A 24,835-nucleotide genomic window follows, 5' to 3' on the forward strand; every position below is an offset into this window, starting at 1 on the left:
TCAATGTTAAACTATGACTCATGGAGTGCTAATTATGGAGCCTTCTATCACCATGTTAATATCGCTTGTCGCAACATCAGGTGTGTTTACTTCATTCCTGTGTTTATATGCCCTAATCAAGCGTTCAGAAATTCCAGGGGCATTAACCTTCGTCTTATACACAGCAACGCAAGCAATCTATATTTTCGCTGTTTCGTTCGAAATGGCAAGCGCGACGATTGAACAAATCAAAGGATGGACGATTGTTGAATATATCGGTATTTCTGCCGCACCGGCATTGGGGTTAATTCTGGTTCTGCAGTATATTGGCAAAAAGCTTACACGCACCATGGTAGCTGCATTTTTTATTATTCCTGTCATCACATTCGTGATGGTGGCAACGAACGATTATCATCATTTGTTCTATAAAACAATTTTCTTTCGCAATGATACAACGATGCCTATGACAGATATTGAAATTGGGCAATGGTACATTGTTCATGGGGCCTATACGTTCGGATGCATGCTTGCTGCCGTGGTCCTCCTCATCCGTAAATGGGCGAAGACGAAGAAAGCACATCGATTGCAGTTGGTCATTCTGATCATCGGACAATTTCTGCCGATGGTTTCGGCATTTGTTTATTTAATGGGCTTGACACCCTACAGCATTGATCCTGTTCCGCTTGTTTTATGCGTAACCTCTGCCGTGTATATTTGGGCAATGGTGTCCACACGGGTCATGACGATTGTCCCCATCGCCAAAGAAAGCATCTTCGAAAGTATGCAAGAAGGCGTAATCGTAATGGATTATGCCAATCGTTTGATTGATTTTAATGGCGCTATCCATAAAATGGTGCCTAATTTAACGCTGGATTTAATTGGATTAACACTGGATGAAGCGTGGATTCGCTTGACAGGTACAGATTTTCCAGCTGTTGTCTTACTAGATGGCACTAAGCAAGGCGAGATTGTTTGGCGGGCTGCCGGTGGGCTGCCGTGCTATTATCAGGTTCGCTCATCCATTGTGCGCGGCCGCAGTGGCGAAAGCTTGGGCAGCTTGCTGATGTTCATCGATGTGACGGAGCAGAGGCTGCTCCAGGACCAATTAAAGCAGTTAGCCTATTATGACGGTCTGACAAAGTTGTTGAATCGCACTGAGTTTATCCATCGCAGCAAGCTGCTGCTGGATGAAGCGGCTCAGACTAAGATTCCAGTAGCTATCGTTCTATTTGATATCGACCATTTCAAAAATATCAATGATACTTATGGTCATGAAACAGGCGACCGCGCCATTCAGCATGTGGTTCGTTTAGCGCGAGAAGCCCTTGACCCGGATGTTCTGTTCGGGAGATATGGCGGTGAAGAATTTGTTTTCATTATGGCTTCTTATTCTCTGAATGAGACCGCTGAGTTGGCTGAACGCATTCGCTCACTACTTGCAAACACTCCCTTAAGCAGCACCTTTGGCAGTATTGTTATCACGGCTAGTTTTGGACTGGCTGCGCGGGGAGATAGCGGAGATACCTTGGAGGCACTCCTCCGAGACGCAGATATGGCGCTGTATCAAGCGAAGCGAGCAGGACGTAATCAGGTTCGGTCTTTCCACAATGAATAGCAAATATTTGAATTGAAAAAGAGGGTTGCCCTGCGGCAGCCCTCTTTTGCGTGTATCCCATGCTTATTCCACATCGAGCACAATCATGCAAATCCCAGATGACCCGTTATGTCATGCTTGTTGCAGAAGAAATCCCTGTAAGTTTAGCTGGTCTTCTGGCTGAATTGATTGGCATACAAGTCGTAGTAATGCCCTTCCTGAGCCAATAATTCATCATGGGTGCCGCGCTCTACGATTTCTCCGCCTCGGATGACCAGAATCGCACTAGCTTCGCGTATTGTGCTGAGGCGGTGGGCGATGACGAAGCTCGTTCGCCCTTTCATTAGAAGGCTCATCGCCTGTTGGATGTGCAGTTCCGTGCGCGTATCGACAGCGCTTGTCGCTTCGTCGAGAACAAGTATCGCGGGATCGGCGAGAATCGCCCTCGCGATCGTTAACAGCTGCCGCTGGCCTTGACTAAGGTTGCCGCCATCAGCGGTCAACTTCGTGTCAAAGCCGTTAGGCAGCTTGCTGATGAACCCGTCCGCGTTGGCCAGTTTCGCGGCGGCCTCGACTTCTTCGTCCGTCGCGTCGAGCCGGCCGAAACGGATATTTTCTCGGACGGTATCCGAGAACAAGTAGACATCCTGCAGCACAATGCCCAGACGGCTGCGGAGGCTGTCCTTGTTGAGATCGCGAATGTCGCGGCCATCGATCGTAATGCTTCCCGCGTTGATGTCATAGAAGCGCGTCAATAAGTTGATGATCGTCGTTTTGCCGGCGCCAGTCGGCCCGACTAGAGCGATCAAATCGCCTGGTTGAGCTGTGAAGGAAATCGCCTTCAGTGTGGGCACTTCATCCGTGTAGCGAAACGAAACGTTCTGAAAAATGACTTCACCTTTCACATCGCTTAACAAGGCCGCACCAGAATCTGCTTCATATTCCGTTGGGTTATCCATGACCTCAAATACGCGTTCCGCTCCGGCAACGCCGGCTTGAATCATATTATACTGATTTGCCAAATCATTGATTGGACGGCTGAATTGTTTGGAATAATTCAAAAAACTAATAATAACGCCGACCATCGTCCAGCCTTGCAGAACCATCCAACCACCGACAGCAGCCAAGAGTATGAAGCTGAAATGATTAATCATATTCATGCTTGGCCCCATCATGCCGGAAAGCTGCTGCGCACCTGTGCCAGCAACGCGCAATTGCTCATTGATCGTATGGAGCTGCTCGACCGAAGCGGCTTCGCGGCGGAATGTTTTGACCACCTTTTGCCCGGAAATGGTTTCCTCGATTAAGCCGTTGAGCTGACCAAGCCGCTGCTGCTGCTCTTTGAACAATCGCTGTGTGCGTTTCGTAATTTGCCTAGTAGTGAATAGGACGATTGGAACAGTCATCAGGGATATCAGAGTTAGCCAGATGTTCAAAGTAAGCATCATCACGAAAGAGCCTGCAATGGTAATGATGCTGGTAATGATTTGTGTGACATTCTGACTGAGAGTTGTTGAGACATTATCCACGTCATTGGTTGTACGGCTCATTAGCTCCCCATGAGAGGTCTGATCAAAGTAGCTTACTGGAAGTTGGTGCAAATGTTGAAAAAGATCCTGTCGCATCTCCCAAACCGTTCGTTGCGAAACACCAGCCATGACATAAGATTGAATCCATGAAGCGGCTCCAATCATCAAATAACTGCCAAGCAGCAGGAAACAAAGACGGACTAGTCCGTCTGCATTCCTCGGGAGAATGTAATCGTCGATGGCTACGCCGATTAGATAAGGACCGAGCAGGGCGAGGCCGCTGCCAAGAATCGTGAGAACAGCAACTGTGACTATTCCAGCACGTTGATGCCGGAGATATCCCCACATACGGAGAAGAGTAGCGCCTGTATGCTTGGCGCGCGGTTTGCGCGCAGGTTTATTAGCCATGAAGGGCAGTCTCCTTTCTCTGTTGGGAACGATAAATATCTTGGTAGATCGGGCTTGATGCCAGGAGCTCGTCATGCGTGCCTTGGGCTGCGATGCGTCCTTCATCAAAAACAAGAATTTGATCAGCGTGCATGACCGACGAGATGCGTTGGGCGATGATGATTCTTGTGCTGCCTGCCATTAAATGCGCAAGAGATCGCTGAATGCGCCTTTCAGTACCAAGGTCAATTGCGCTGGTACTGTCATCAAGCACTAGAAGTGGAGAACGCATCAACAAAGCTCGTGCGATAGCGATACGCTGTTTTTGCCCTCCGGAGAGATTGACACCGCGTTGTCCGAGCATTGCTTCATAACCTTCAGGCAGCTTGCGAATAAACTCATCGGCTTCTGCTGCTTGTGCGGCTGTTGCAACTTCCTCCTCAGAAGCGTTCGGCTTCCCGAATCGAATGTTGTCCCGAATCGTCCCACTAAACAAAATCGACTGTTGAAGCACGATGCCGATTTGACTGCGCAGCTGCTCAACGGGCATATCACGCACATCTATGCCATTAAGGAGAATACGCCCCTTGGTTGTGTCATAAAGTCGAGGAATTAAACTGACAAGTGTTGATTTCCCAGAACCCGTCGCTCCCAAAATACCAATGGTTTGACCAGGCAATGCTTTAAATGAGATGTCTTGAAGAACGGGTTGGTGCGGTACAGCATCGTAAGCGAAAGAAACATGTTCAAATTCCAGTTCGCAGCCTAGTGAAGCAGAGGCCGAGACTTGGTTATGTTTATTTCCGTCATGAACAGGTTCATTCATATCCGGTGCTGTTTCTAGTACTTCACAGATCCGCTCAGCCGAGACTTGAGCACGTGAAATGACCATAAGCGTATTGCTGATCGAGACCAAAGAATATAAAACTTGCGTGATATAGATGATGAATGCGGCTAAGTCACCTATGGCCATCTCCCCATGCCACGTCTGACCGGCACCGAACCAGATTACAGCGACAATGCTGATATTCAAAATTAGTGTCATTAAAGGACCGCTTGTGGCGAGCGCCCTAGCAGAACCAAGACTGGATTCCAACAAGGCAGTATTAGCTTTGGAGAAACGGCTTCGCTCGAAGGCTGCCCGAACGAAAGCTTTGATAACACGAATACCTGTCGTACTTTCTTGCATCACTGTGTTCACTTTGTCCAAACGCTGCTGCATCTTGCGAAACAGAGGTGTAGAACGCTTCATCAGCACAAACAGAATGACGAATTGAACGGGAATAACTAGGAGCAGAATCAAGGACAGCTTGGGAGAAATGACGATAGACATTAGGATACTGCCAATAAGTAGAGAGAATTCCCTCGTAAATTGACGCAGCAGCATGAGCAGTAAATTGAGCATTTGCATCACATCGCCAGTTAGGCGGGTTATTAATGATCCAGTTGAGAATGTGTCCAGTTGGCGGAAGGAGAACGTTTGGACTTTCTGGAAAATGCTTAGCCGGAGATCAGAGCCGAAGTTTTGCGCCGCTTTGACTGTGAAATATGTACAGCCGACGCCACCTACTAGTCCAACAAGGGCGACGCCAAGCATCTGAAGGCCTGTCGACCATACGAATGCCAAATTTCCTTGGCTAACTCCTTGATTCACGATTGCTGCCATCAGCCGAGGCTGCGTCAGATCCATGCAGACTTCCATAATCATCAAAAGTGGAGCCATCAGGGTGATCAGCCAGTAAGGTTTAACAAATGATTTTAGTTTCCACATCGAAAGAGTTCCTTTCTTTTGTTTGTCGGCTAACTAATTTTGTGAATCTTTGAGACGCAAATTATCTTGCATTTGAAGCAGAAGTCGGCGAAATAATAGCAGCTCTTCAGGCAGAAAGTGGGCAAATGTTTGCTCATCCGTGGCCTGAATGGCTTCTTTGACATGTACGGTTACTTCCCGTCCTTTATCGGTTAAGTAAACGCGTGTGACACGCTGATCATGCGGATCGGGTCGACGTTCGACTAATCCTGTCTTTTCCATTCGATCAACCATGACCGTCAGGGTAGCGGGTTTGTTGTGAATACGTGCAGCGAGCTCGCTTTGGCTTAGGCCGTCTTCAACGGACAAGCTTAGCAGAAGAGGCGGCTGCCCTGGATATACATCATAGGAATGAATAATTTGATCAATGGTTCGGCGGTGCATTTTCAGCAAATGGGACATCAGGTGTGTTAAGGGTTCATTTTGAGGTTGTTGGGACATGATAGGCAACTCCTTTTTTAGTTAGTCGGCTAAATAATATATTAGAGTGCTTGATGCATGCTGTCAATACAAGATTTATGTATGGTTTTCCAATGAAAATGATGAGGAAGAGCAGAGCGTTGTAAAATTTTATTTTCAGAAAAGGCTAGCGTACAAGCAATGGGGACGGAAATTTCATTTACTAGTAATAGAGTTAGTTTAAGCAGGCATGGAGTGATATCCAAGAAGAGAATAGGAGCTATTCCGTGAAGAAGAAAGGGGCTAGTTATTGTGAGCTTTTCAAAATATAGTAGGTTATCGTGCGGCTGCTCTACTAGTCATTGCTCCTGTTCAGGAAGTTTAAGTTGTGATGGCATCACGAAGAAAACAGGAGTGACTGGGCCAACTGGACCAACAGGGCCAATGGGTGCGACTGGGGCGACGGGGGCGACAGGGGGGACGGGTGCAACGGGAGTAACAGGGGCGACGGGAGTGACGGGAGCGGCGGGTGCAACGGGAGTAACGGGAGTGACAGGAGTGACGGGAGCGACGGGAGCAACAGGGACGGCGGGAGTGACGGGTGCGACGGGAGCGACAGGGGCGACGGGTGCAACGGGAGTAGCAGGAGCTACGGGGGAAACGGGAGCGACAGGGGCGACGGGTGCAACGGGAGCGGCGGGTGCAACGGGAGTAACGGGAGCGACAGGGGCGACGGGAGCAACGGGAGTGACGGGGACGACAGGGGCGACGGGAGCGACAGGGGCGACGGGTGCTACGGGTGCAACGGGAGTGACGGGTGCAACGGGAGCGACAGGGGCGACGGGAGTGACGGGTGCAACGGGAGCGACAGGGACGACGGGAGCAACAGGGGCAACGGGAGCAACGGGAGTAACGGGAGCGACAGGGGCGACGGGAGTAACGGGAGCGGCGGGTGCAACGGGAGTGACAGGGGCGACGGGAGTGACGGGTGCAACGGGAGCGACAGGGACGACGGGAGTGACGGGAGCGGGAGCAACAGGTGCAACGGGAGCAACGGGAGTGACGGGAGTGACGGGAGCAACAGGGACGACGGGTGTAACGGGAGTAACGGGAGTAACGGGAGTGACAGGGGCGACGGGAGCGACAGGAACGGCGGGAGCAACAGGGACGACGGGTGTGACGGGGGCAACAGGAGCTACAGGTGCAACGGGAGCAACAGGAGCAACTGGAGAAACGGGGCCTAACTTTGCGGCTGTTGGATTTTCGGCTTTTTTGTCTAATCTTACCATTGCGACGAGCTCGCAGCTTTCGAATTGGTCAGTTGCGAATCCGTATTTTGGCAATGCCGCTTTTAATGCAGTGACAGGGAATTTCACCGTTCCAGTGACGGGAAGATATTCGATTTTAGCAACGGTCAACTATTCCACCACAACTGCTCTGACAGTAAATCTTGGTGCTGGAATCAATCCTTACTTTGCTGTTCAAAGAACATCGCCAACTGCAACTAGTTTAATTAATGGACTTTTACCTATTCTCAATGTAAATATTGCGCTCTTATTGACTTTAAGGGCTGTTCTTGGAAATGGTGCTGTTACACTGGCAGGTGAGGTTACGCTCACAGCAGGTGATGTTATTGGACTTTTCTACGTTGCTAACGGTTTGACAATTTCGCTCAATGTGGGGAATGGTTCAACAAATGGCGTCGTATGGTCCATGCACGAGCTGACATAAGTTGAAATAAATCTGAATTATGTATGACCATGTGATCAGTAATTTCATTTAATAGAAGTGAGGTTCGAAAACGTGGTTTTACATGAGGAGGGAACGAGCTGCAAAATCGAACATGCAAGACGAAGAAGAAAATAATTGCCTTTATGATCGTTCTGGAAGCAAAATCCTCCTGTAAACCTAAAAAGAAACGGAAATGCTGCTGCATCCCTAAGAAGAAGCGTTGCGAAAAACAGGAGCCAAGGAGACCCGTTTTTCCTGTATATCCGTGTCCTCCCAAACGGATGCACATAAAAAAACGAAATCGAAATTGCTATTTAAGTCCACCGTGCTTTAGACCCGTTGATCCGGTCAATCCGGTTGATCCTGTCGATCCTGGGAAGTCTCAGATCAGCACGGTGGTGGATAAAGAATGCTGCGGCAATATAATGCTCCAAGGGAAGCAACCTGGATTTATTATATGGGAGAATGATGTAGATGCAAATATGAGTGTTGTGCAAATCAGTATTTTCTCAAATTCAAATAGTTCAGAAGCACTGGAAGTAGAAGTTGAAGGGGAAACGAGGAAAACCATGTTCGTTCCACCCGGCAGTACAACCAATTTGATCGGAAAAGGCATTACTTCCGTAAAAATTGTTACACAAGGTAATGAATTGTCTTATGTGGAAGGAAAATACGTGATTTCAACGACATTGCAAATAATAAAAAATGGCTAGCCAATTCTTAATAAATCATAGAAATGTCTAGCTTTTAGACTCTGTAGTTATAGGTTGTAACGTACTGTGATGCAGAATTCACCCTGTGCCGCAGCTGTTGTTGTAACAGAAATTGTATTGAATCTTGCAACGCTAAAAGATGAACTTCCGCCTGCAGGAATGGTTATTGTTTGAATCGGAGCTACGACACCTGATCTTAGGAAATTGACAGTGATCGTTCCTGTACCTATTTCAGATTTTACATAACCAGTGCCTGTGATTATCTGAGAAATGTTATCAGTAAAGAGTGTTTGGGTACCAGCAGCAACCAATTGCCAATTCGTACAAACTTTATCTTGTACAATAATTTTTTCCGTGCAACAACTCAGGTCTGTAGCTGTATGACACATAAGCGAATTTCCCTCCTAATTGGCTTATTATTGGATTGGGTAACGAGTTGTAATACAGAACTCTCCTTGATATGTGCCAGCAGTTGCTGCCGGGAGTGTGATCTGAATAACACTGAATCTTCGGTAAGTAAAAGCGAGACTAGTGCCAGGTGCAAGAGTAAGGGTGGCATTGATCGGATTACCCGCGCTATCCAGGAAATCAAGTGTAATACTTGCTGGTCCTACGTCGTACTGCAAATATCCGGTTCCCACAATATTCTGATTCAAGTTATTAGTGAAGGCGACTATGAGTATATCTGCAGCAACAACGGTACCGCTCCAAGGTGTACAAACCTTATCTTGGACGTAATTTTTATCTGAGCAACAAGTCAAAGCGCTTGAAGTTGAATTACAAGCCATTGCAAATACCTCCTATTGTTAGTTTCTAAACTATTTAATGCAGGCAGCAACCTGCTCGCTTGGACAAACGCCTGATATTTATATTTTTTTAAGTTTGTTGGCTGGGATTTTTGTTGTCTGAACGCGTACATATAGAAAAATTCAACTAAAAGTCATAGATTATGTAACACCTAATTACTTTGTTTTAGGTATATACTAGATAGTAGTCATGTCATTTAACGTGGAGAACGCATGAAAAAATTGATCGTTATTGCCATCATTCTCAGCAGCTGCTTTACGCTGGCCTATTCTCTGTATTATTTGCTAATGATTTTGCAAAGCGAATCGGGCATGATGTCAGCGGTAAAACCATTGCCTAACGAACACTCGGACCGCGTCGTTATTATTTCGCAAGAGCAGGGTAGTTTCATGATGAATGACGTTCAAAAAGGTGCGCGTGATGCCGCTGAAACGAATCTAATGTTGATTGATTTTTGGGGCGTATATCGATCGAATGTTGAAGAGTTAATCAAGCAGCTTGACATTGCAATCGCTTCCAAAGTGAGCGGGATTATCGTCGAAGGCTTGGATCATCCAGAGTTCGATCGCATGGTGAAGAAAGCGACCGCCAAAGGGATACCGGTGATTACGATTAATTCCGATGCGCCAAGCAGCCTGCGCAAAACGTATATTGGTTCAGACCATTATCAGGAAGGTATTCTGATAGGAGAGCATATTGCTGCCAAACTGAAAGGCCAGGGAATAGTCGGGGTGATCCGTAATATGACAACGCCAACTATGGATGATATGCGATTGAAGGGTTTGGGTGAAGTATTCAGTAAATATGAAGGAATTCAGATGGTATTTGCCGCTGATGACCATGAAATTACACAGCCTAATATGCAAACGTACGATATCTTAAATCATTATCCCAAGGTTAGTGCCTTTATTGGATTGCCCACAGAATCTGGAAACAGTATTGTGCAAGCGGCGCATGCGCGTTCTCAGACCAAACAATATCAGATCTTTCTTTTTGATGATTCTCCGCAAACGAGGTTGCTGCTCAGGAATGGCCAAATTCAGGCAGGGCTTTCTCAACACTATGAAGAAATGGGGAGTTTAAGTGTCAAACTGATGAGACGATGGCTGGATGCTGCTGAACTTCCTCTGAATAGCAGTTATTTCACGACGATCAGTGTGGTTACATCCGCCAGTGAAAAGGAGTCAGCCCTTGAAAACCATACGCAGTAAAATGATGATGCTGTCGATCCTGATTTGGATCATTATGGCGATTATTTGGCTCTCTATGAGCATTTACAACCAACGAACCGTGGAAAAATACAACGAAATTTTACAGCGCTATATGCAGATGAACCAAGCCTCGCAGTTAAGTCAGCAATCATTGACCTCCTTGAATAAAGTTCGTATGTCTCCTACACTTGAAAGCCTGAACCAGTACGACAGTGCAAACAAAGCTCTGCTTAGGACAAAGTCAGATTTAAATTGGCTGCGCAACTTAAGCAATAGATTGCCGCTCGATAATCTTCAGCATATGCTCGAAAGTCAGTCGGAAGCGATGGATCTGGCGGTGCGATTCCAGAAGGATAATGATGAGGAGAATGCAGCCAAAGCATTTGATGAAGCAACTCACATTTCCAAATATATTTCGGATGCGACTTTGACTTTGATCAGCGGCGAACAGAACACCTATGATGCTTTCTATCGCAACATAATTAAGCGCAGTGATGATATTAAAAAAATGGGTTTTTGGACATTAGCTTTGGTATCCTTGCTGCTGCTGCTGTTTTCTTATCGATTTGTTAACAGTGTAACGCAGCCCTTGTTAAGATTGACACAGGCTGCTCGTGAATTATCGCGAGGGAATTTCAAGAATCCCATTGTGATCAACAATAATGATGAAATGACCTTTTTAGCTAAAACGCTAGATAGCATGAGGTTGAAAATTGGCACTTTAATCGATGATATTCAGAGTAAGGCCCAATTGGAGTATGACCTTCATAAACACAAGTTGATGCTGAAAGAAAGCGAGCTGAAGAGCTTGCAAAGTCAAATTAATCCTCATTTTCTTTTTAATACGTTAAACATGCTGTCTAAGGAGGCCTATTTGGCAGGGGCAGGGAAGACAAGCGAGTTAATTAGCTCGGTAGCTGGCATGCTTAGATACAATCTTCGAAAATTAGACAGCAAAGTATCGTTAAAGGATGAGTTGGAGGTTCTGGATGAATACTTGACGATTCAAAAAGCGCGATTCGGAGATCGGCTTCGTGTCGTGAAAGAAATTGACGATCAAGCCCTTTACATAGAGCTGCCGATTCTTATTTTGCAACCGCTTGCAGAAAATGCTTTTATTTATGCGATCGAACCGGCAGAAGAAGGCGGGACACTAACTTTTCGCGTAAAGGATCAAGGGGATTGCGTCATTGTGCAAATCCAAGATACGGGGCAAGGCATGGAGCCTGAGCAATTGAAGCGGCTTTTAACACAGCCAGAAAATGCGAATTATAAAGGGCATTCAACCGGAATTGGCATCTGGAATGTTATCCACCGGCTGCAATTATTTTATGGTGTAGAAGATATTATTGAAATTGGATCCCAGATTGGTATGGGGACGTGCATCACATTAAGGCTGCCAAGGGGGCAAAAGATATGATTCGTCTGTTGATCGTGGATGATGAACCGATCGAACGCATCGCGCTGCAACAAATCATTGAGGAGGGTTCACTCGATATCGAGGTAGTGGGTCAGGCATCCAACGGGAGAGAAGCGATAGCAGCAGCAGAGAGGCTTCAGCCGGATTTGATTACGATGGATATTAAAATGCCAGGCATGAACGGGCTTGAAGCCATTGAGAAAATAAAGGAAGATCACCATAGGATTGCATTTATCATTGTGACAGCGTTCGACACGTTTGAGTTTGCTCAGCAGGCGATAAGATTGGGAGTGTATGATTACCTGCTTAAACCTAGCCGAATTTCAGTTGTCCTTGAAACGATTGGGCGAGTAGCCACTGAGATTAAGAATGCCAGGATTGAGCATGCAGACAGAAGTATGGATAAGCAGCGGATGCAAATGATGATGCCGATGGTAGAAGCGGACATTGTAGAGCATTTGTTATTTGATGATGTCCATTACTCCGATGTGAATGAAATGATCGTTTTGTTGGATCACCCCAGTGTGCGGGATGGATTCGTCATGCATGTGCTTTTATCATCATCAGAGCTGTACGCATATTTCATCCAACAGCTGCAGGAATTCAATATCCCGTGCTGGGTTGGTAAAATGTCTGGCAAACAAGTTCAGCTCATTGTTTTTCTGGATGGAGCGATGACCTACCGCGCACAAGCCGTTGGGATAGCAAGGAAATTAATTCAAGCTTTTCATAAGAGCGAAACATCCAGCTTGTTCATCGGGATTGGCGGGGTTTGCCAGAATTTAAGGGATATGCGCCGTTCTTATCAGGAAGCGCTGCATGCCTCTCTCGATACGTCTTGGCCATCCCATTATTGTTTGTACGAAGATTTGCCTCCACAGGACAAAGTGGAGATCGGCAGCCGGGCACTTGAGATGGAGAAAAACGTACTTGAAGAAGTACGGCGCGGCAACTGGGAATTGGCCAGTGATAAGCTAGCTATCATCATGGATGTCTTCGAAGGGAGTGGCCAACAGGTCGGAATGGCGCAGCAGCGCATTTTCGAAGTGTTGATTATTGTGACTAACATGCTGCAGGAAATGGGAATTGAAGTCGGCAAGCCCTATTTTCCTTATTATGCATCCAACTATAGGCAGTTGAAAGCGGAGACCCGCATCTTGTTAAACGGCTTATTTCAAGTTGAGCAAGTAGAGTCCGATATGCTCGTAACTATCAAACAATTTATCCAACAACATGCCCATGAGGATCTTTCCCTGGAAAGAATTGCAGCTGCTGTGAATCGAAACCCTTTCTATGTCAGCAAGTTGTTCAAAGAGAATTATGGCATGAATTATATTGACTTTCTTACCGAATATCGCATTGAAACGGCTAAACAGCTCATGCAAGAGTCCGATAAAAGTCTCAAGGAGATCACATTTGAAGTTGGGTACAACGATCCCAATTATTTTAGCCGAGTATTTAAGAAGCTTGTTGGCTGCTCTCCGACAGAGTATCGTAAACTGCTGCTCAGACCTACGAAGAAAAAGCAGATCTAGCTGCGAAGGAGAGGTTTATTCTGATAACCAGGTGGAAATGGCGTGGACTCCTTAGTTTAGTTGGCTTACTGGCACTCTCGCTGTCGGCATGTTCGATTTTCCAAGACAACTCATCATCCATCGAAAACTGTAAGGAGACTGCCGAACCTAGGGTTGTATCCACTGTAATGGATTTGAAAAACAAAAAAGTGGTGGTCGGCTTATCGATTGATACGCTTCTTGAAGAGCGATGGCTAAAAGATAGAGATTTGTTTAAAGCAGCTGTAGAAAGGCTTGGTGCGGAGATTGAAGTGCAAGCTGCGAATGGAGATGATGCGAAGCAAATAGCCCAGGCCGAGAACATGATCTCACAGGGAGTCGACGTTCTGGTGGTCGTTCCACATAATGCCGAAGTTTCGGCGGCTATTGTGGATAAAGCGCATAAAGCAGGAATCAAAGTGATGTCTTACGATCGTTTAATCGTCAATTCGGATGTTGATCTCTATGTCTCTTTTGATAATGAGAAGGCGGGGGAACTGCAAGCGAAGGCGATTGTTGCCAAGGCCCCGAAAGGGAACTATGTGCTGATCGAAGGCGCAGATACAGATAATAATGCTCATATGTTCAAAAATGGCCAAATGGCTATTCTAAAGCCGCTTATTGAGAAAGGCGATATTCATATCGTGTTTGATCAATCAACGAAGGAATGGAAGCCTGCGAATGCTCTGGCGAATATGGAAACCGCACTTCGAGCGAACCGCAACCAGATTGATGCGGTTGTAGCGGCAAATGATGCGACCGCTGGCGGGGTTATTCAAGCGTTGGCTGCCGAGCATCTGGCAGGCATAATCCCTGTGTCCGGGCAGGATGCAGAACTGGCTGCTGCCCAGCGCATCGTTGAAGGGACTCAAACGATGACTGTTTACAAACCGATAGCCAAATTAGCTGAAAAAGCGGCGGAACTTGCGGTACGTATGGCTAGGGGAGAAAACATTCAGGCAGATAGAAAAGTCAACAATAAGAAAATGGATGTGCCATCGATCCTGCTTGAACCAATTGCCGTTGATAAATTTAATATCGATGACACGATTATTGCTGACGGCTTTCACAAGAAAGCCGAGGTTTATAAGAACGTGAAGTCAGAAAATATCAAATGACAAAATAATCTAGAAATATGAATGAAAGTGCTATCATTTGTCGCAATCAAAGGTGATTTCGGGTGATATACTCATCATGTAATTGGCGTGAAGCCAAAACAAATGAGAGGGGTAACCGAATGAAAAGCAGTTTGAAAGCGATTTCTCTACTGGTAGTCATCCTGTTGTTTACCATTGTAGCAGCAGCGTGCGGGTCGAGCAGCAAAGTGAGTGTAGGTATTGTTTTGCCAACGAAAGATGAACCTAGATGGGTTCAGGATGAGCAAAGATTCAAAGATGCGTTAAACGGTACGAAATATACGACCGAAATTTTGTTCAGCCAAGGTTCTTCCGCGAAAGAAAAGGAAAACGTGGATGCTTTGATTGCCAAAGGAATCAAGGTTCTCATTATTTGTCCACAAGACGGTGACGCAGCCGCAGCTTCTGTTGAAGCAGCCAAAAAAGCCGGTATCCAGGTCATTTCTTATGACCGCTTGATTACGAATACGGATGCCGTTAACTACTATGTTACATTCGACAGCGTCGCTGTAGGTAAAGCACAAGCTAAATATTTGGTGGATCATGCCAAAGGCAAAGGCCAACCTCTGTACTTGTATGCTGGCGCAGCCTCTGATAACAACGCATTCTTGTTCTTCCAAGGCGCTTGGTCAGTGCTTCAACCAAAAATTGCTGACGGCACGTTCAAAGTTGCGAACTCCAGCGAAGCTGTGACCCTGCAATCTACTGCTGAACTCAGCCGTGATCAATTAAGCAAAATCATTGGTCAGGTGACAACGAACTGGGATGCGAACGAAGCAAAGAACAAAGCTCAAACCCATTTGACTGCTGCTTCTGCGGATAAAAAAGGCGATGTCGCGATTTTGGCGCCAAATGACGGGACAGCTCGCTCCATTGCGGATGTATTCGCAACAGATAAAGCGATCACGAGTTTCTTCGTGACAGGTCAAGATGCGGAGAAAGCTTCCATTCAGTACATTATTGACAGCAAACAATCGATGACGGTTTTCAAAGATGTTCGTACACTAGTGAAAGATGCTATGGGCATGGCAGTTTCCATCCTGGACGGTAAACCACCAGAAACGACGGGCTCCTACAAGAACGGTAAGATTGATGTAAAAGCGAAACAAACGAACGTGATTGTTGTTGAGAAAAGCAATGTTAAATCTGCACTTATTGATTCCGGTTACTACCAAGCCAGTGATTTTAAAGGTCTATAATCACAAACAAACATAGGTTGGACGGATAGTGATAGACACATCTATCACTATTCCTCTATTTCATGCGTTGTTTTTTGTTAAGGGGCGTTGTGTGATTATGAATGAATGGATATTAGAAATGAAGCAGATTTCCAAAGAATTCACAGGTGTCAAAGCACTCTCGCATGTTGATTTTAAGGTGAGCACCGGTGAAATTCACTGCTTGATCGGCGAAAATGGCGCGGGAAAATCGACGTTGATGAAAGTGCTGAGCGGCGTCTATCCCCATGGTACTTACTCGGGGGATATCGTCTTTGAGGGCAACGTGCAGCAGTTCTCCAGAATCAGTGACAGTGTTCAGGCAGGCATTGCTATCATTTATCAGGAGTTAGCCCTGTTTCCCGATCTTACTGTTTATGAAAATATTTATGCCGGGAATGAAGTGAGGAAAGGCCTGTTGGTGGACTGGAATCAAACGATACTTCAATCCAAAGAAATGCTGAGGAAAGTGAAGCTCACTGTTAGTCCTGAAGTGCTGGTCAAAGATTTGGGCGTTGGCAAACAACAGCTAATTGAAATCGCCAAGGCTTTAAGCAAGAAGGTCAAACTGCTCATCTTGGATGAGCCAACCGCAGCGCTGAATGAAACCGAGAGTGAAAACTTGCTGGAGCTTTTGAGAGAGCTCAAGCATCAAGGGATTACTAGTATTATGATTTCTCACAAGCTGAAAGAGGTTATAGCCATTGCGGATAGAGTGACCGTTCTGCGTGATGGTCAGACAATTTGTACCTTGGATGCTTCCAAAGGGGAAATTTCCGAAAGTGTGATTATCAAAAACATGGTCGGCCGTGAAATCGAGGATATCTATCCGAAAAGAGCAAATAAACAGATTGGCGATCCCCTTCTAGCTATTCATAATTGGACTGCCTACGATGTTCAGCTGGGCAGAGAAGTTGTGAAAGACGTTCACATGCACGTTAACAAAGGTGAGATTGTAGGTATTGCGGGGTTAATGGGTTCGGGTCGGACTGAACTGGCACAAAGTATTTTTGGCAACCCCAAAGCGTATAAGCTGCATGGGGATCTTTACCAAGATGGTGTGAAAAAAGTGTTCAAACATCCAAGGGATGCTATCGATTCCGGGATCGCCTATGTGACCGAGGATCGCAAAGGGGATGGCTTATTTCTAATTCAGGATATTAAGCAAAATATGTCTGTAGCCAATTTGAACGCAATTTCTTCACAGGGTGTTATTAACAATAATGAAGAAGTGAAAATCGCTAATCATTATAAACAATCTTTGAATGTTAAAGCGTCCTCGATCGAACAAACCGTTGGTCATTTGAGCGGAGGGAATCAGCAAAAAGTGTCGCTGGGCAAATGGTTATTTGTTAATCCTAGCTTGCTTATTCTGGATGAACCTACACGTGGAATTGACGTTGGTGCTAAATTTGAAATTTATACAATAATGAATAAGCTGATTAGCGAAGGCATGAGCATCATCATGATTTCGTCGGAGTTGACGGAAGTATTAGGAATGAGTGATCGTGTCTATGTCATGGCTGAAGGGAAAATAACAGGCGAGCTATCGATTGAAGAAGCTGATCAAGAAACCATAATGAAGCTTGCTACGCATTAGGAGGAAGACCCGTGCCATTTTATCAGGAAGCAAAATCTTTGATCAAACATAATATTCGGGATTATGGGATGTATATAGCCTTATTTATTATTATGGCAACCTTCTCCATTATGACGGATGGATTATTCATGTCATCACGCAACATCAGCAATTTAATTGATGCTACAGGCTATATTGCTGTACTGGCAGTAGGGATGACGCTTGTTATTGTCATTCGCCATATTGATCTATCCGTTGGTTTTGCAGCGGGATTTCTAGGGGCGATTACTGCGGTGCTACTGACACAGGCAGGAGTTCCATTTTACTTGACGATACCTATTATTCTCGTTCTTGGTATTGTTGTTGGTTTATTCAATGGTTTATTGGTCGCTCAATTCGGGATTCCGTCCTTTGTCGCTTCCTTGGCGGGGATGCTGATTTTTAGAGGCGCTTTGCTGCGTGTAACGGAAAAAACGGGTACGATTATTATTAAAGATGATCATTTCAATGCAATCGGCAACGGATTTATTCCAGCTATCGCTAAAGTGAATGGATTAAATTTGCTTTCGCTCATCGTGGGTGCTGTGATCATTGTCATTTATTTGTACAGCGAATTATCCAAGCGCAGGAGTAAGCTCAAGTATCAATTTGAGGTTATTTCCAAACCTATTTTTGCGGTCAAACTAATTTTTGTTTCGGCAATTATTGCGTATATTACTTGGATTCTCGCTGGGTACAATGGATTTTCTTGGACGGTAATTGTTGTTTTGCTGGTCGTGGTTGTGTACCACTTTCTGACCAGTTCGACGGTATTAGGACGACATATTTATGCCGTAGGCAGCAACCCGGAAGCAGCGAATTTAAGCGGGATCAGTGTGAAGAAGATTACGTACATCGTGTTTGGTTCGATGGGGATGCTTTCGGCCTTATCGGGGATTCTGTTCACAGCCAGGTTGCAATCGGCTACGACGACAGCAGGCACTTTATTTGAACTAGATGCCATTGCAGCCGCCTATGTGGGTGGGGTTTCAGCCGCAGGCGGCGTTGGTAAAGTGACAGGCTCGATTATCGGAGCGATCGTCATGGCGTCGTTATCCAGCGGGATGAATTTACTCGGGATCGGGATCTCGTACCAGTATATGATCCGTGGCGCGGTGCTGGCTATTGCTGTTATTTTCGATGTCGTTACGCGGAAAAAGAGAGCCTGAGTTGTGGGGGATTGGAATGAGGGAAAGAAGACTGCCCGTTGAGGGCGTCTTCTTTTTTTTGGATATGGTGTACTTTTCGCCTATATAGAGGATCTACGATCGTTTGTCCCTGAACTCTTGGGGTGAAATGCCGTGCATTTTTTTGAATAGTTTGGAGAAATGAGGGTAGTCGCCAAACCCGCAATTTTCGGCGACAACGGACAGCTTGCTATGATCCAGCTGCTTTAATTGTTCCTTGGCTTTGTCCATTCGCAGCTCAGAAAGCAATGCCGTTAGCGGACGATTGGCGGTATCGCGAATTAATTTGCTTAAATAGGCTGCCGTAATGCCGCAGTGTGCAGCGATGTCATGAATCGTCAATGCAGGATTAGCATAGTGGTTATCCAGATACGACAAGACTTGCTCGTAAATTCGTCGATTGCGTGGTGAAGTACGCGTTGAAATCCAATTTGCTTTGTCAGCCAAGTCGATTGTCCAGCGTTCATAAGCTTCCTGTTCATTAATTTCAGCGCTGCCCAGAGCGCTGCCCAGAGCGCTGCCCAGAACAGGCATGGAGGGCCAGGATGCCAGCAGTTCTGTCTCATAGGCTAGTTTGATATACCCGATCAGGTGTTTCTGCAAGGTAGGACTAAGACTCCAAGTTTGACAATTTTGCTGCCACATGGCTGCAGCTTGGAGAAGGCTTAAACGGTCCCCGGATGCAATTCCTTTCACAATATTGTCGACGGTTCGTTTAAGTTCGCGCATAATACCCGCAGATAGTTGGGTGATCCAATGATTCGGATTGCGGCCAATGACCCTAAGAATGGCTTCATTCATTTTTTCTTGCGTTATGGGTTTGACGAGATAATCAGTTACGCCGAACTGCAAAGCCAGGCGTGCATATTCGAAATCGGAATGACCGGTTAAGATAATGCATTCAATGTGCGGATACCGATCCTTCACCGATTGAATCAACTGCAAACCATCCATAACTGGCATGCGGATATCGGTGAGCATCACATCAGCGCGGGTATCTTCCAGAAGCTGCAGCGCCTCTTTGCCATTGCGGGCTTCGCCCGTAACGACCAGGCTCTCAAAGCAGTTCGCAAGCAGTACGCGCAGCCCGGCGCGAATGGTCGGTTCGTCATCGACAATAATAATATTCACAGGGGCACCTCCGTATTTTTCCAAGGCAGTGTCATTCTGACTGTGACGCCGCCGCCTGGCGTGGACAGCAAATATAAGCCAAATGGATGGCCAAACAGCAACCGAATCCGGCGATGAACGTTCAGCATCCCGATTCCTGTAGAAATCGGGATGGCGGAGATGACTGCATCATTACTCTCATCTTGCTCACCCCATTTGGACGTTGCGGCTGCATGATTATCCGATTCTTCTGTAAGGTCATCAATGAACAAATGATTGAAGTAGTCGCGCTTATCCTCAGCCATCCCTACTCCATTGTCTTCAATGAAGATTAGGCAGTTACCATCCGCTTCTTCCCCCCAAATCCGAAGTCCATACTCGCCTTCAGCGGTAAAACCATAATTGAATGCGTTCTCAAGCAAAGGTTGCAAAGTCAGTTTAACAGTCGGGCAGGGGAATAGCTCATCTGGAATGTCGATATCCACTAACAGTTCGCCGAACCTTTCTTCCTGTATGCGCAAATAGGTCTTCACATGCTCAATTTCTTTGTGCAGGGGAACGATAATTTGCTGCTTCTCGATGGCATAGCGAAAGAAGCTGGCCAGTGAGGTACACATTACGCTGATGTCCGGTGTCTGATGAATAATCGCACGGCAGTTAATAGTTTCAAGGGTGTTATATAAAAAATGCGGATTTATTTGATTTTGCATGGCGAGAATAACGGCTTCGCGCTGCCGCAGCTGAGCGGCCATTGTCTCCATCCTAGTATCATAAACCTCCCTGATCAAGTGGGAAATCTTTTTGACCATTTGATTGAAAACATGGCTTAGCTTACTGATTTCATCCTGATAAGGAACAGGGGCAGCTACCTGGAAATCGCCCTTTTCGACAATGCGCATAAGCTGCAGCAATTTTCTCAATTGTTTGGTTAAGGTGGATGAGAACAGCAGGGAAAGCATAAAGGCCAAGATGATGGAAAGGCTGACAATGAGGGTATTGATTTTCTTGATTTGATTAATACGTTGATAAATAAGGCTTTCACTGATGCTGACATGGATGACAAACTCATCGTCTGCCACGCGCTCTTGAAACTGGACGGGCTGTTCATCCGAAACACCTGGAGTGGTGGTGGACGAATCGAAAAGCGTGTCACCTTGGTTATTTTGAATGCGGATGGTGGTATTAGCGCTAGTTAGATGTTGAAAATATTTGCCGAAAATATCTGGATTAATACGAACGACAAGCATGCCATCATGCGAGAGCAGGCCATACATCCCCATCATTACATAAACGGTTTTGGCGGATTTATCTTGATTAAAAAGCGCTTCCTCGGAAGGTTGTCCCCAGATTTCACTTGTTTTCTGTTGAAAGTGAGAATACCACTGCATACGATACGGATCAACGGTTTCATTCAGAGACAATCCGGAGTCATGAAAGAAAACACCATCATCTCGATAGAAAAAGACGGAATCGACAAACTCAGGGTAGCGCATGCGGAAATTACCCAGCTGCTTGGCAGCTTTCCGCAAGTCTTCGGTCAGCCCGCCTGGCGTGGCATCTGCTTCCAAGAGTTCATCACCCTGATCGGAATAGGCGATGAAATAGAACATGTCGGAGACGATTGTTTTCAGCGTTGCATCCAGATTGGAGCTGGTCTGATGAATCGCGCGCTGCATGCGGTCCAGCTCAATTTCCTTGGTCATGTCCCGATAGTAAATTTGTGTAATCATATTGGTCACGATATTCGGAATGACGGCGACCACAATCATGAGTACAAATAGTTTCGTTCGCAAAGAGCGATTCATCCAGAGCTGGATCATAGACGGCATGAAAGGCGACACATCCTTACCTGGCTTATATGAAAGCGATTTATTTCCATATGATCGACGTAATTATAACCCACGTGATCATGCGCGTCTAGGAACGATTACCGGGTCTGTTCGGTTTGATTTTTATAGCACAAGAGATGTCGTTGTAGGACATCGACCGCAAGGCAGGGTTCAAATAAGATAAATATGACCTCCAAACAACGGAGAGATACAAACGAAAGGGATGGAAGGAAATGAATAGATCTACCGGCTCGAAGCGGCGAAGAGCAGATAATTTGTCTGCCTATTTGATGATGACGCCAGGATTTGCGCTATATGCCGTGTTTGTCTTTCTTCCCATGCTGTGGGTGCTTTATATCAGTTTTACAAGCTATGACGGCGCAGGGACGCCTCGATGGGTAGGACTGGATAATTTTGCTTATGCACTAAAGGATCAGGTCTGGTGGAATGCAGTATGGAATACCTTCATTTTTGCTTTGTTTAAGATACTCATTGAAGCACCGCTTGCGCTGATTCTAGCGATCATTTTGAACAAGAAAGTATTCGCAGCCAATTGGTTTCGCACGATCTTCTTTTTGCCTCATTTGGTCAGTATGGCTGTTATGGGCGTCATCTTTTATTTCCTGCTGCGTCCTGTAGATGGTGTAATCAATGGTGTTCTGGAGATGCTGCATCTAATCGGGGCGCCTGTCGATTTCTTGGGTTCGCCCTTCTGGTCGATGACGTGTTTAATCTTGATTGGGATCTGGAGCGGATTTGGGGTCAATATGATCTACTTTCTCATTGGCTTGCAGACGATTCCCAAAGAATTGTATGAATGCGCAGATCTTGAAGGAGCGAGCGAGACTAGAAAATTAATCCGTATTACGATTCCTATGCTGGGGCCGATCTTCTCCATCATTGTCATGATGATGATCGTGTACACGCTAAAAACGTTCGATATCGTCAAAGTGCTTACAGATGGAGGGCCATACGGAAAGACGGAAATCATGTTTACCTATATCTACCGCTATTTTTTCAGTGATTCCATGACCTCCCAGCAGCAGGGCTATGGTTCAGCGCTAAGTATCATTGCAACCGTTATCATCGGGGTCATATCTGTCTTATATTTCCGCATGCAACGTAAAACACAGCATCAAGAATGAGAGGGATCGACATGTTCGTATCAACGAAAAATCAAAATAGGAGATATAAGCTGCTAATCCCCTCCTTTTTGAAAATCAGCTTTCTGCTCGTTATAGCTGCAATCACTTTATTTCCTATTGTGTACGCCTTCTTTGCATCGTTCAAACCGCTTCATGAACTGATGTCGGAAGGTTCCTCGCTGCTGCCCAAAACATGGCGTTGGGCCAATTACCGAGAGGTTTGGGAGTTGTCTAATTTCGCGAGATATTTCAAAAACAGTATTTTTGTAACTTTCTTTAGTGTTGTTATTATCATGATAAATTCATCGATGTTTGGCTTCGTTCTGGCCAGGAAGAGGATATTGGCAACACGTATTGTGGAGGTCTTATTTTCAGCTACGATATTTGCAAGTTTCGGTTCAGCCCTGTTATTCCCGATTATGAAAATTGCCTTGCAGTTTCACATTCTTAACTTATATGGGGTAGTCATTGTGCAGGCTGCTGGTGGTTTACTAGTCAATACCTTTCTGATTAAATCATTCATACAGACGCTTAGCAAAGAAATCGATGAAGCAGCCGTGATAGATGGTGCTAGTTTCTTTCAAATTTATCGGTTGATTGCCTTGCCAATCATGCGTCCGATGTTAGCCAGTGTTGCCTTGTTTTCTTTCCAAGCTTCATGGAATGACTTTCTATTGCCACTGGTCTTTACGCTTGCGAATCCGGATTGGCGGACAGTCATTATCGGTGTGTACTCGCTTAGGAGCAGTGCCGCAGGTGCCACTTCTTGGCATTTTATGATGGCGGGCTCGATGATTGCCTTAATGCCTATCGTGCTGCTTTTTCTACTGCTGCAAAAACAATTCATAACTTCGTTGTCTGGCGGCGCGCTAAAAGGATAAGGACATCCGAGATAAGGGAGGTGGTCCCTGTGTAAAGGGATAGATGGTTGATCTGTTGAAGAAGTAATCGAGTCAGGCTTTCAGGTAGTATACAATTATAAACATATTCTAGGATTCCATAGGGGGATACGAAGCGATGTCAACCCATTACAACAAGAAAATGAAGTCGGTATTATCCGTAATCGTTATACCATTTGTAGCTATGAGTATGCTCAGTGCCTGCGGCACTTCATCAGAAAATAAGAGCAATAATGCAAGCGCTTCCGCATCGGCGGGCTCGCAGCCCACAACAGCTGACAAAGCTCCAGCCAAAGAGCCCGTTACCATAACCGCGTGGTCCAACGACAGATCAGCCATGGATGTAGTGACGGAGCAAGTGAAACAATTTAATAGCGCTAATAAAGATGTTCAAATTAATTATGTCGTGCAAAGCGATGACTATGCCAAAGTGTTAACGCTTGCTTTGCAAACCAATCAAGCGCCTGATATTTTCACCCGGGTTGGCGGCATCGACTATGACAAGAATAAGTGGGTGCTACCGATTGAAGGGCTTGTTGACCAGAAGCTAATCAGCACTCTCAAGCCCTTTACTTCGGGCAAAAGTCCAGATGGAAAGCTATATTCACTGCCAACGACGGCGATCACCTCGCGTCTCATTTATAACAAGGATTTATTCCGCAGTGCAGGTCTTGACCCGGAGAAACCGCCGGTTACATTTAGTGAAATGAAGGCTGCAGCCAAGAAAATTACCGAAGCGGGCAAAGGCGAATCATACGGGATAGGGATTCCGCTTAAATATGTCGGATACGTGGATTGGGGAATTGACCCGCTTATCGCTGCGGGCAACGGGGATCTCTCGTCGTCAACGTACAATGTGAAAACCGGCAAGTTCGAAATGGATAAATACAAACCAGCCGTCGAAATGGTTCGCGAGATCATCAAAAACAAATGGGCTTTCCCCGGCGCCAGCAGTTTGGACAATGACCCGATGCGCTCTGCCTTTGCAGACGGCAAAATCGGCATGTTTGTTGCCCAAACCTGGGATGTCGGCGTGCTGAATGATCAGTTCAAAAGCAAAGCAGATTGGGGTGTAGCTGCACTGCCGGTACCGGATGGAACGGTAAATTCGGGAGGCGTTGCCTCAACCGGCGGCTCCTGGTCGATCTGGTCCGGCTCCAAACATCCCAAAGAAGCAGCCAAAGTATTCGAGTTCTTCAACGGCAAGCAGATGAGTCAGGTATTGCAAAAGGCGGGCAAAATTATTGCCCTCAACCCGGAGGCGGCAGATCCTGCTTATGCGTCGAACGCCAAAGGATCGGTGGGATTCCTGGTTAAACCGACGGAGCGATCCATGATGTGGCCGCCAAGCTCGTTCATGGAAGTGAAAGGTAAAACGTATCGGGAAACACTCACAGAGTTATTCCTAACGGATAAACCGATTGAACCGGCCCTTCAGCAGTTGAACGACATCTATAATGGCGCTTACGATACGGCACTTGCCGCTGGCAAGTTCAAGAAAGAAGATTATACGAGATAAGGAAGCAACAACGCAGCGGCTGTGAATGAATTGTCAGACGCT

General features: G+C 46.0%; 20 protein-coding genes. 13 read left to right on the plus strand and 7 right to left on the minus strand.

Translation table 11 applies throughout. From position 1 onward, the window contains the following. The first annotated feature begins 34 nt into the window (after window positions 1-34). Window positions 35-1,594 (plus strand): histidine kinase N-terminal 7TM domain-containing diguanylate cyclase, encoded by a 1,560-nt coding sequence (locus LOZ80_RS08195; RefSeq protein ID WP_238170966.1) that lies wholly within the window; start codon window positions 35-37, stop codon window positions 1,592-1,594. Between the two features lie 143 nt (window positions 1,595-1,737). On the opposite strand, the gene LOZ80_RS08200 is transcribed toward LOZ80_RS08195, so the two are convergent. From LOZ80_RS08200 to LOZ80_RS08210, 3 genes are read right to left on the minus strand one after another with little or no spacing between them, the layout of a single operon-like run. After that, window positions 1,738-3,510: an ABC transporter ATP-binding protein gene (locus tag LOZ80_RS08200; protein WP_238170967.1), complete on the minus strand. Its 1,773-nt coding sequence runs from the start codon at window positions 3,508-3,510 to the stop codon at window positions 1,738-1,740. Then, entirely contained in the window at window positions 3,503-5,260 is a 1,758-nt protein-coding gene (locus LOZ80_RS08205; RefSeq protein ID WP_238170968.1) for an ABC transporter ATP-binding protein, read from the minus strand. Before LOZ80_RS08205 ends, LOZ80_RS08200 begins: the two co-directional genes overlap by 8 nt. Before the next feature lie 33 nt (window positions 5,261-5,293). Next, the gene (locus LOZ80_RS08210) at window positions 5,294-5,740 is read right to left on the minus strand and encodes a MarR family winged helix-turn-helix transcriptional regulator (protein WP_238170969.1); all 447 of its coding nucleotides are present in this window, start codon (window positions 5,738-5,740) and stop codon (window positions 5,294-5,296) included. 372 nt (window positions 5,741-6,112) lie between these two features. Between LOZ80_RS08210 and LOZ80_RS08215 the strand changes: the two genes are divergently transcribed. Beyond that, the gene (locus LOZ80_RS08215) at window positions 6,113-7,429 is read left to right on the plus strand and encodes a hypothetical protein (RefSeq protein WP_238170970.1); all 1,317 of its coding nucleotides are present in this window, start codon (window positions 6,113-6,115) and stop codon (window positions 7,427-7,429) included. A 143-nt stretch (window positions 7,430-7,572) separates the two neighbouring features. Next, on the plus strand, window positions 7,573-8,142 hold the full coding sequence (locus LOZ80_RS08220; protein WP_238170971.1) for an S-Ena type endospore appendage: 570 nt from the start codon (window positions 7,573-7,575) through the stop codon (window positions 8,140-8,142). A gap of 47 nt (window positions 8,143-8,189) precedes the next feature. Here LOZ80_RS08220 and LOZ80_RS08225 read toward each other — a convergent pair whose 3' ends face one another. Both LOZ80_RS08225 and LOZ80_RS08230 read right to left on the minus strand, forming a co-directional pair. Continuing rightward, a complete protein-coding gene (locus LOZ80_RS08225) occupies window positions 8,190-8,531 on the minus strand; it encodes a DUF3992 domain-containing protein (RefSeq protein WP_238170972.1) in 342 nt (113 codons plus the stop codon). 27 nt (window positions 8,532-8,558) lie between these two features. After that, entirely contained in the window at window positions 8,559-8,930 is a 372-nt protein-coding gene (locus tag LOZ80_RS08230) for a DUF3992 domain-containing protein (RefSeq protein ID WP_238170973.1), read from the minus strand. Window positions 8,931-9,161: 231 nt separating this feature from the next. Here LOZ80_RS08230 and LOZ80_RS08235 point away from each other — a divergent pair, with 231 nt between their 5' ends. From LOZ80_RS08235 to LOZ80_RS08265, 7 genes are all read left to right on the plus strand, one after another. Then, window positions 9,162-10,160, plus strand: coding sequence for a substrate-binding domain-containing protein (locus LOZ80_RS08235; protein ID WP_238170974.1), 999 nt, complete (start codon window positions 9,162-9,164; stop codon window positions 10,158-10,160). After that, window positions 10,141-11,580: a sensor histidine kinase gene (locus LOZ80_RS08240; RefSeq protein WP_238170975.1), complete on the plus strand. Its 1,440-nt coding sequence runs from the start codon at window positions 10,141-10,143 to the stop codon at window positions 11,578-11,580. The genes LOZ80_RS08235 and LOZ80_RS08240 overlap by 20 nt, the downstream gene beginning before the upstream one ends. Then, entirely contained in the window at window positions 11,577-13,115 is a 1,539-nt protein-coding gene (locus LOZ80_RS08245) for a response regulator (protein ID WP_238170976.1), read from the plus strand. Before LOZ80_RS08240 ends, LOZ80_RS08245 begins: the two co-directional genes overlap by 4 nt. Window positions 13,116-13,138: 23 nt before the next feature. Continuing rightward, the gene (gene xylF, locus LOZ80_RS08250) at window positions 13,139-14,251 is read left to right on the plus strand and encodes a D-xylose ABC transporter substrate-binding protein (protein ID WP_443147056.1); all 1,113 of its coding nucleotides are present in this window, start codon (window positions 13,139-13,141) and stop codon (window positions 14,249-14,251) included. A gap of 119 nt (window positions 14,252-14,370) precedes the next feature. After that, window positions 14,371-15,468, plus strand: a complete 1,098-nt coding sequence (locus LOZ80_RS08255; RefSeq protein ID WP_238170978.1) for a sugar ABC transporter substrate-binding protein — start codon at window positions 14,371-14,373, stop codon at window positions 15,466-15,468. A gap of 97 nt (window positions 15,469-15,565) precedes the next feature. Continuing rightward, complete coding sequence (locus tag LOZ80_RS08260) at window positions 15,566-17,086, plus strand: sugar ABC transporter ATP-binding protein (protein WP_238170979.1); 1,521 nt, start codon at window positions 15,566-15,568, stop codon at window positions 17,084-17,086. Between the two features lie 11 nt (window positions 17,087-17,097). Further along, window positions 17,098-18,273 (plus strand): sugar ABC transporter permease, encoded by a 1,176-nt coding sequence (locus LOZ80_RS08265; RefSeq protein WP_238170980.1) that lies wholly within the window; start codon window positions 17,098-17,100, stop codon window positions 18,271-18,273. A 93-nt stretch (window positions 18,274-18,366) separates the two neighbouring features. On the opposite strand, the gene LOZ80_RS08270 is transcribed toward LOZ80_RS08265, so the two are convergent. Next, the gene (locus tag LOZ80_RS08270; protein WP_238170981.1) at window positions 18,367-19,422 is read right to left on the minus strand and encodes a response regulator transcription factor; all 1,056 of its coding nucleotides are present in this window, start codon (window positions 19,420-19,422) and stop codon (window positions 18,367-18,369) included. Further along, window positions 19,419-21,230, minus strand: coding sequence for a sensor histidine kinase (locus LOZ80_RS08275; protein ID WP_238170982.1), 1,812 nt, complete (start codon window positions 21,228-21,230; stop codon window positions 19,419-19,421). The genes LOZ80_RS08270 and LOZ80_RS08275 overlap by 4 nt, the downstream gene beginning before the upstream one ends. 233 nt (window positions 21,231-21,463) lie before the next feature. On the opposite strand from LOZ80_RS08275, the gene LOZ80_RS08280 reads away from it, so the two are divergent. The 3 genes from LOZ80_RS08280 to LOZ80_RS08290 all read left to right on the plus strand — a co-directional run bounded on the left by LOZ80_RS08280 (window position 21,464) and on the right by LOZ80_RS08290 (window position 24,793). After that, window positions 21,464-22,375 (plus strand): carbohydrate ABC transporter permease, encoded by a 912-nt coding sequence (locus LOZ80_RS08280; RefSeq protein ID WP_238170983.1) that lies wholly within the window; start codon window positions 21,464-21,466, stop codon window positions 22,373-22,375. Window positions 22,376-22,386: 11 nt separating this feature from the next. After that, window positions 22,387-23,256 carry a carbohydrate ABC transporter permease gene (locus LOZ80_RS08285; protein ID WP_238170984.1) on the plus strand — a complete coding sequence of 290 codons (870 nt, stop codon included), beginning with the start codon at window positions 22,387-22,389 and terminating at the stop codon, window positions 23,254-23,256. A gap of 136 nt (window positions 23,257-23,392) precedes the next feature. After that, a complete protein-coding gene (locus tag LOZ80_RS08290) occupies window positions 23,393-24,793 on the plus strand; it encodes an ABC transporter substrate-binding protein (protein WP_238170985.1) in 1,401 nt (466 codons plus the stop codon). Window positions 24,794-24,835: the final 42 nt, after the last annotated feature.

Origin of the sequence: Paenibacillus sp. HWE-109 (assembly GCF_022163125.1) — a bacterium.
Taxonomy (GTDB): Bacteria; Bacillota; Bacilli; order Paenibacillales; family NBRC-103111; genus Paenibacillus_E.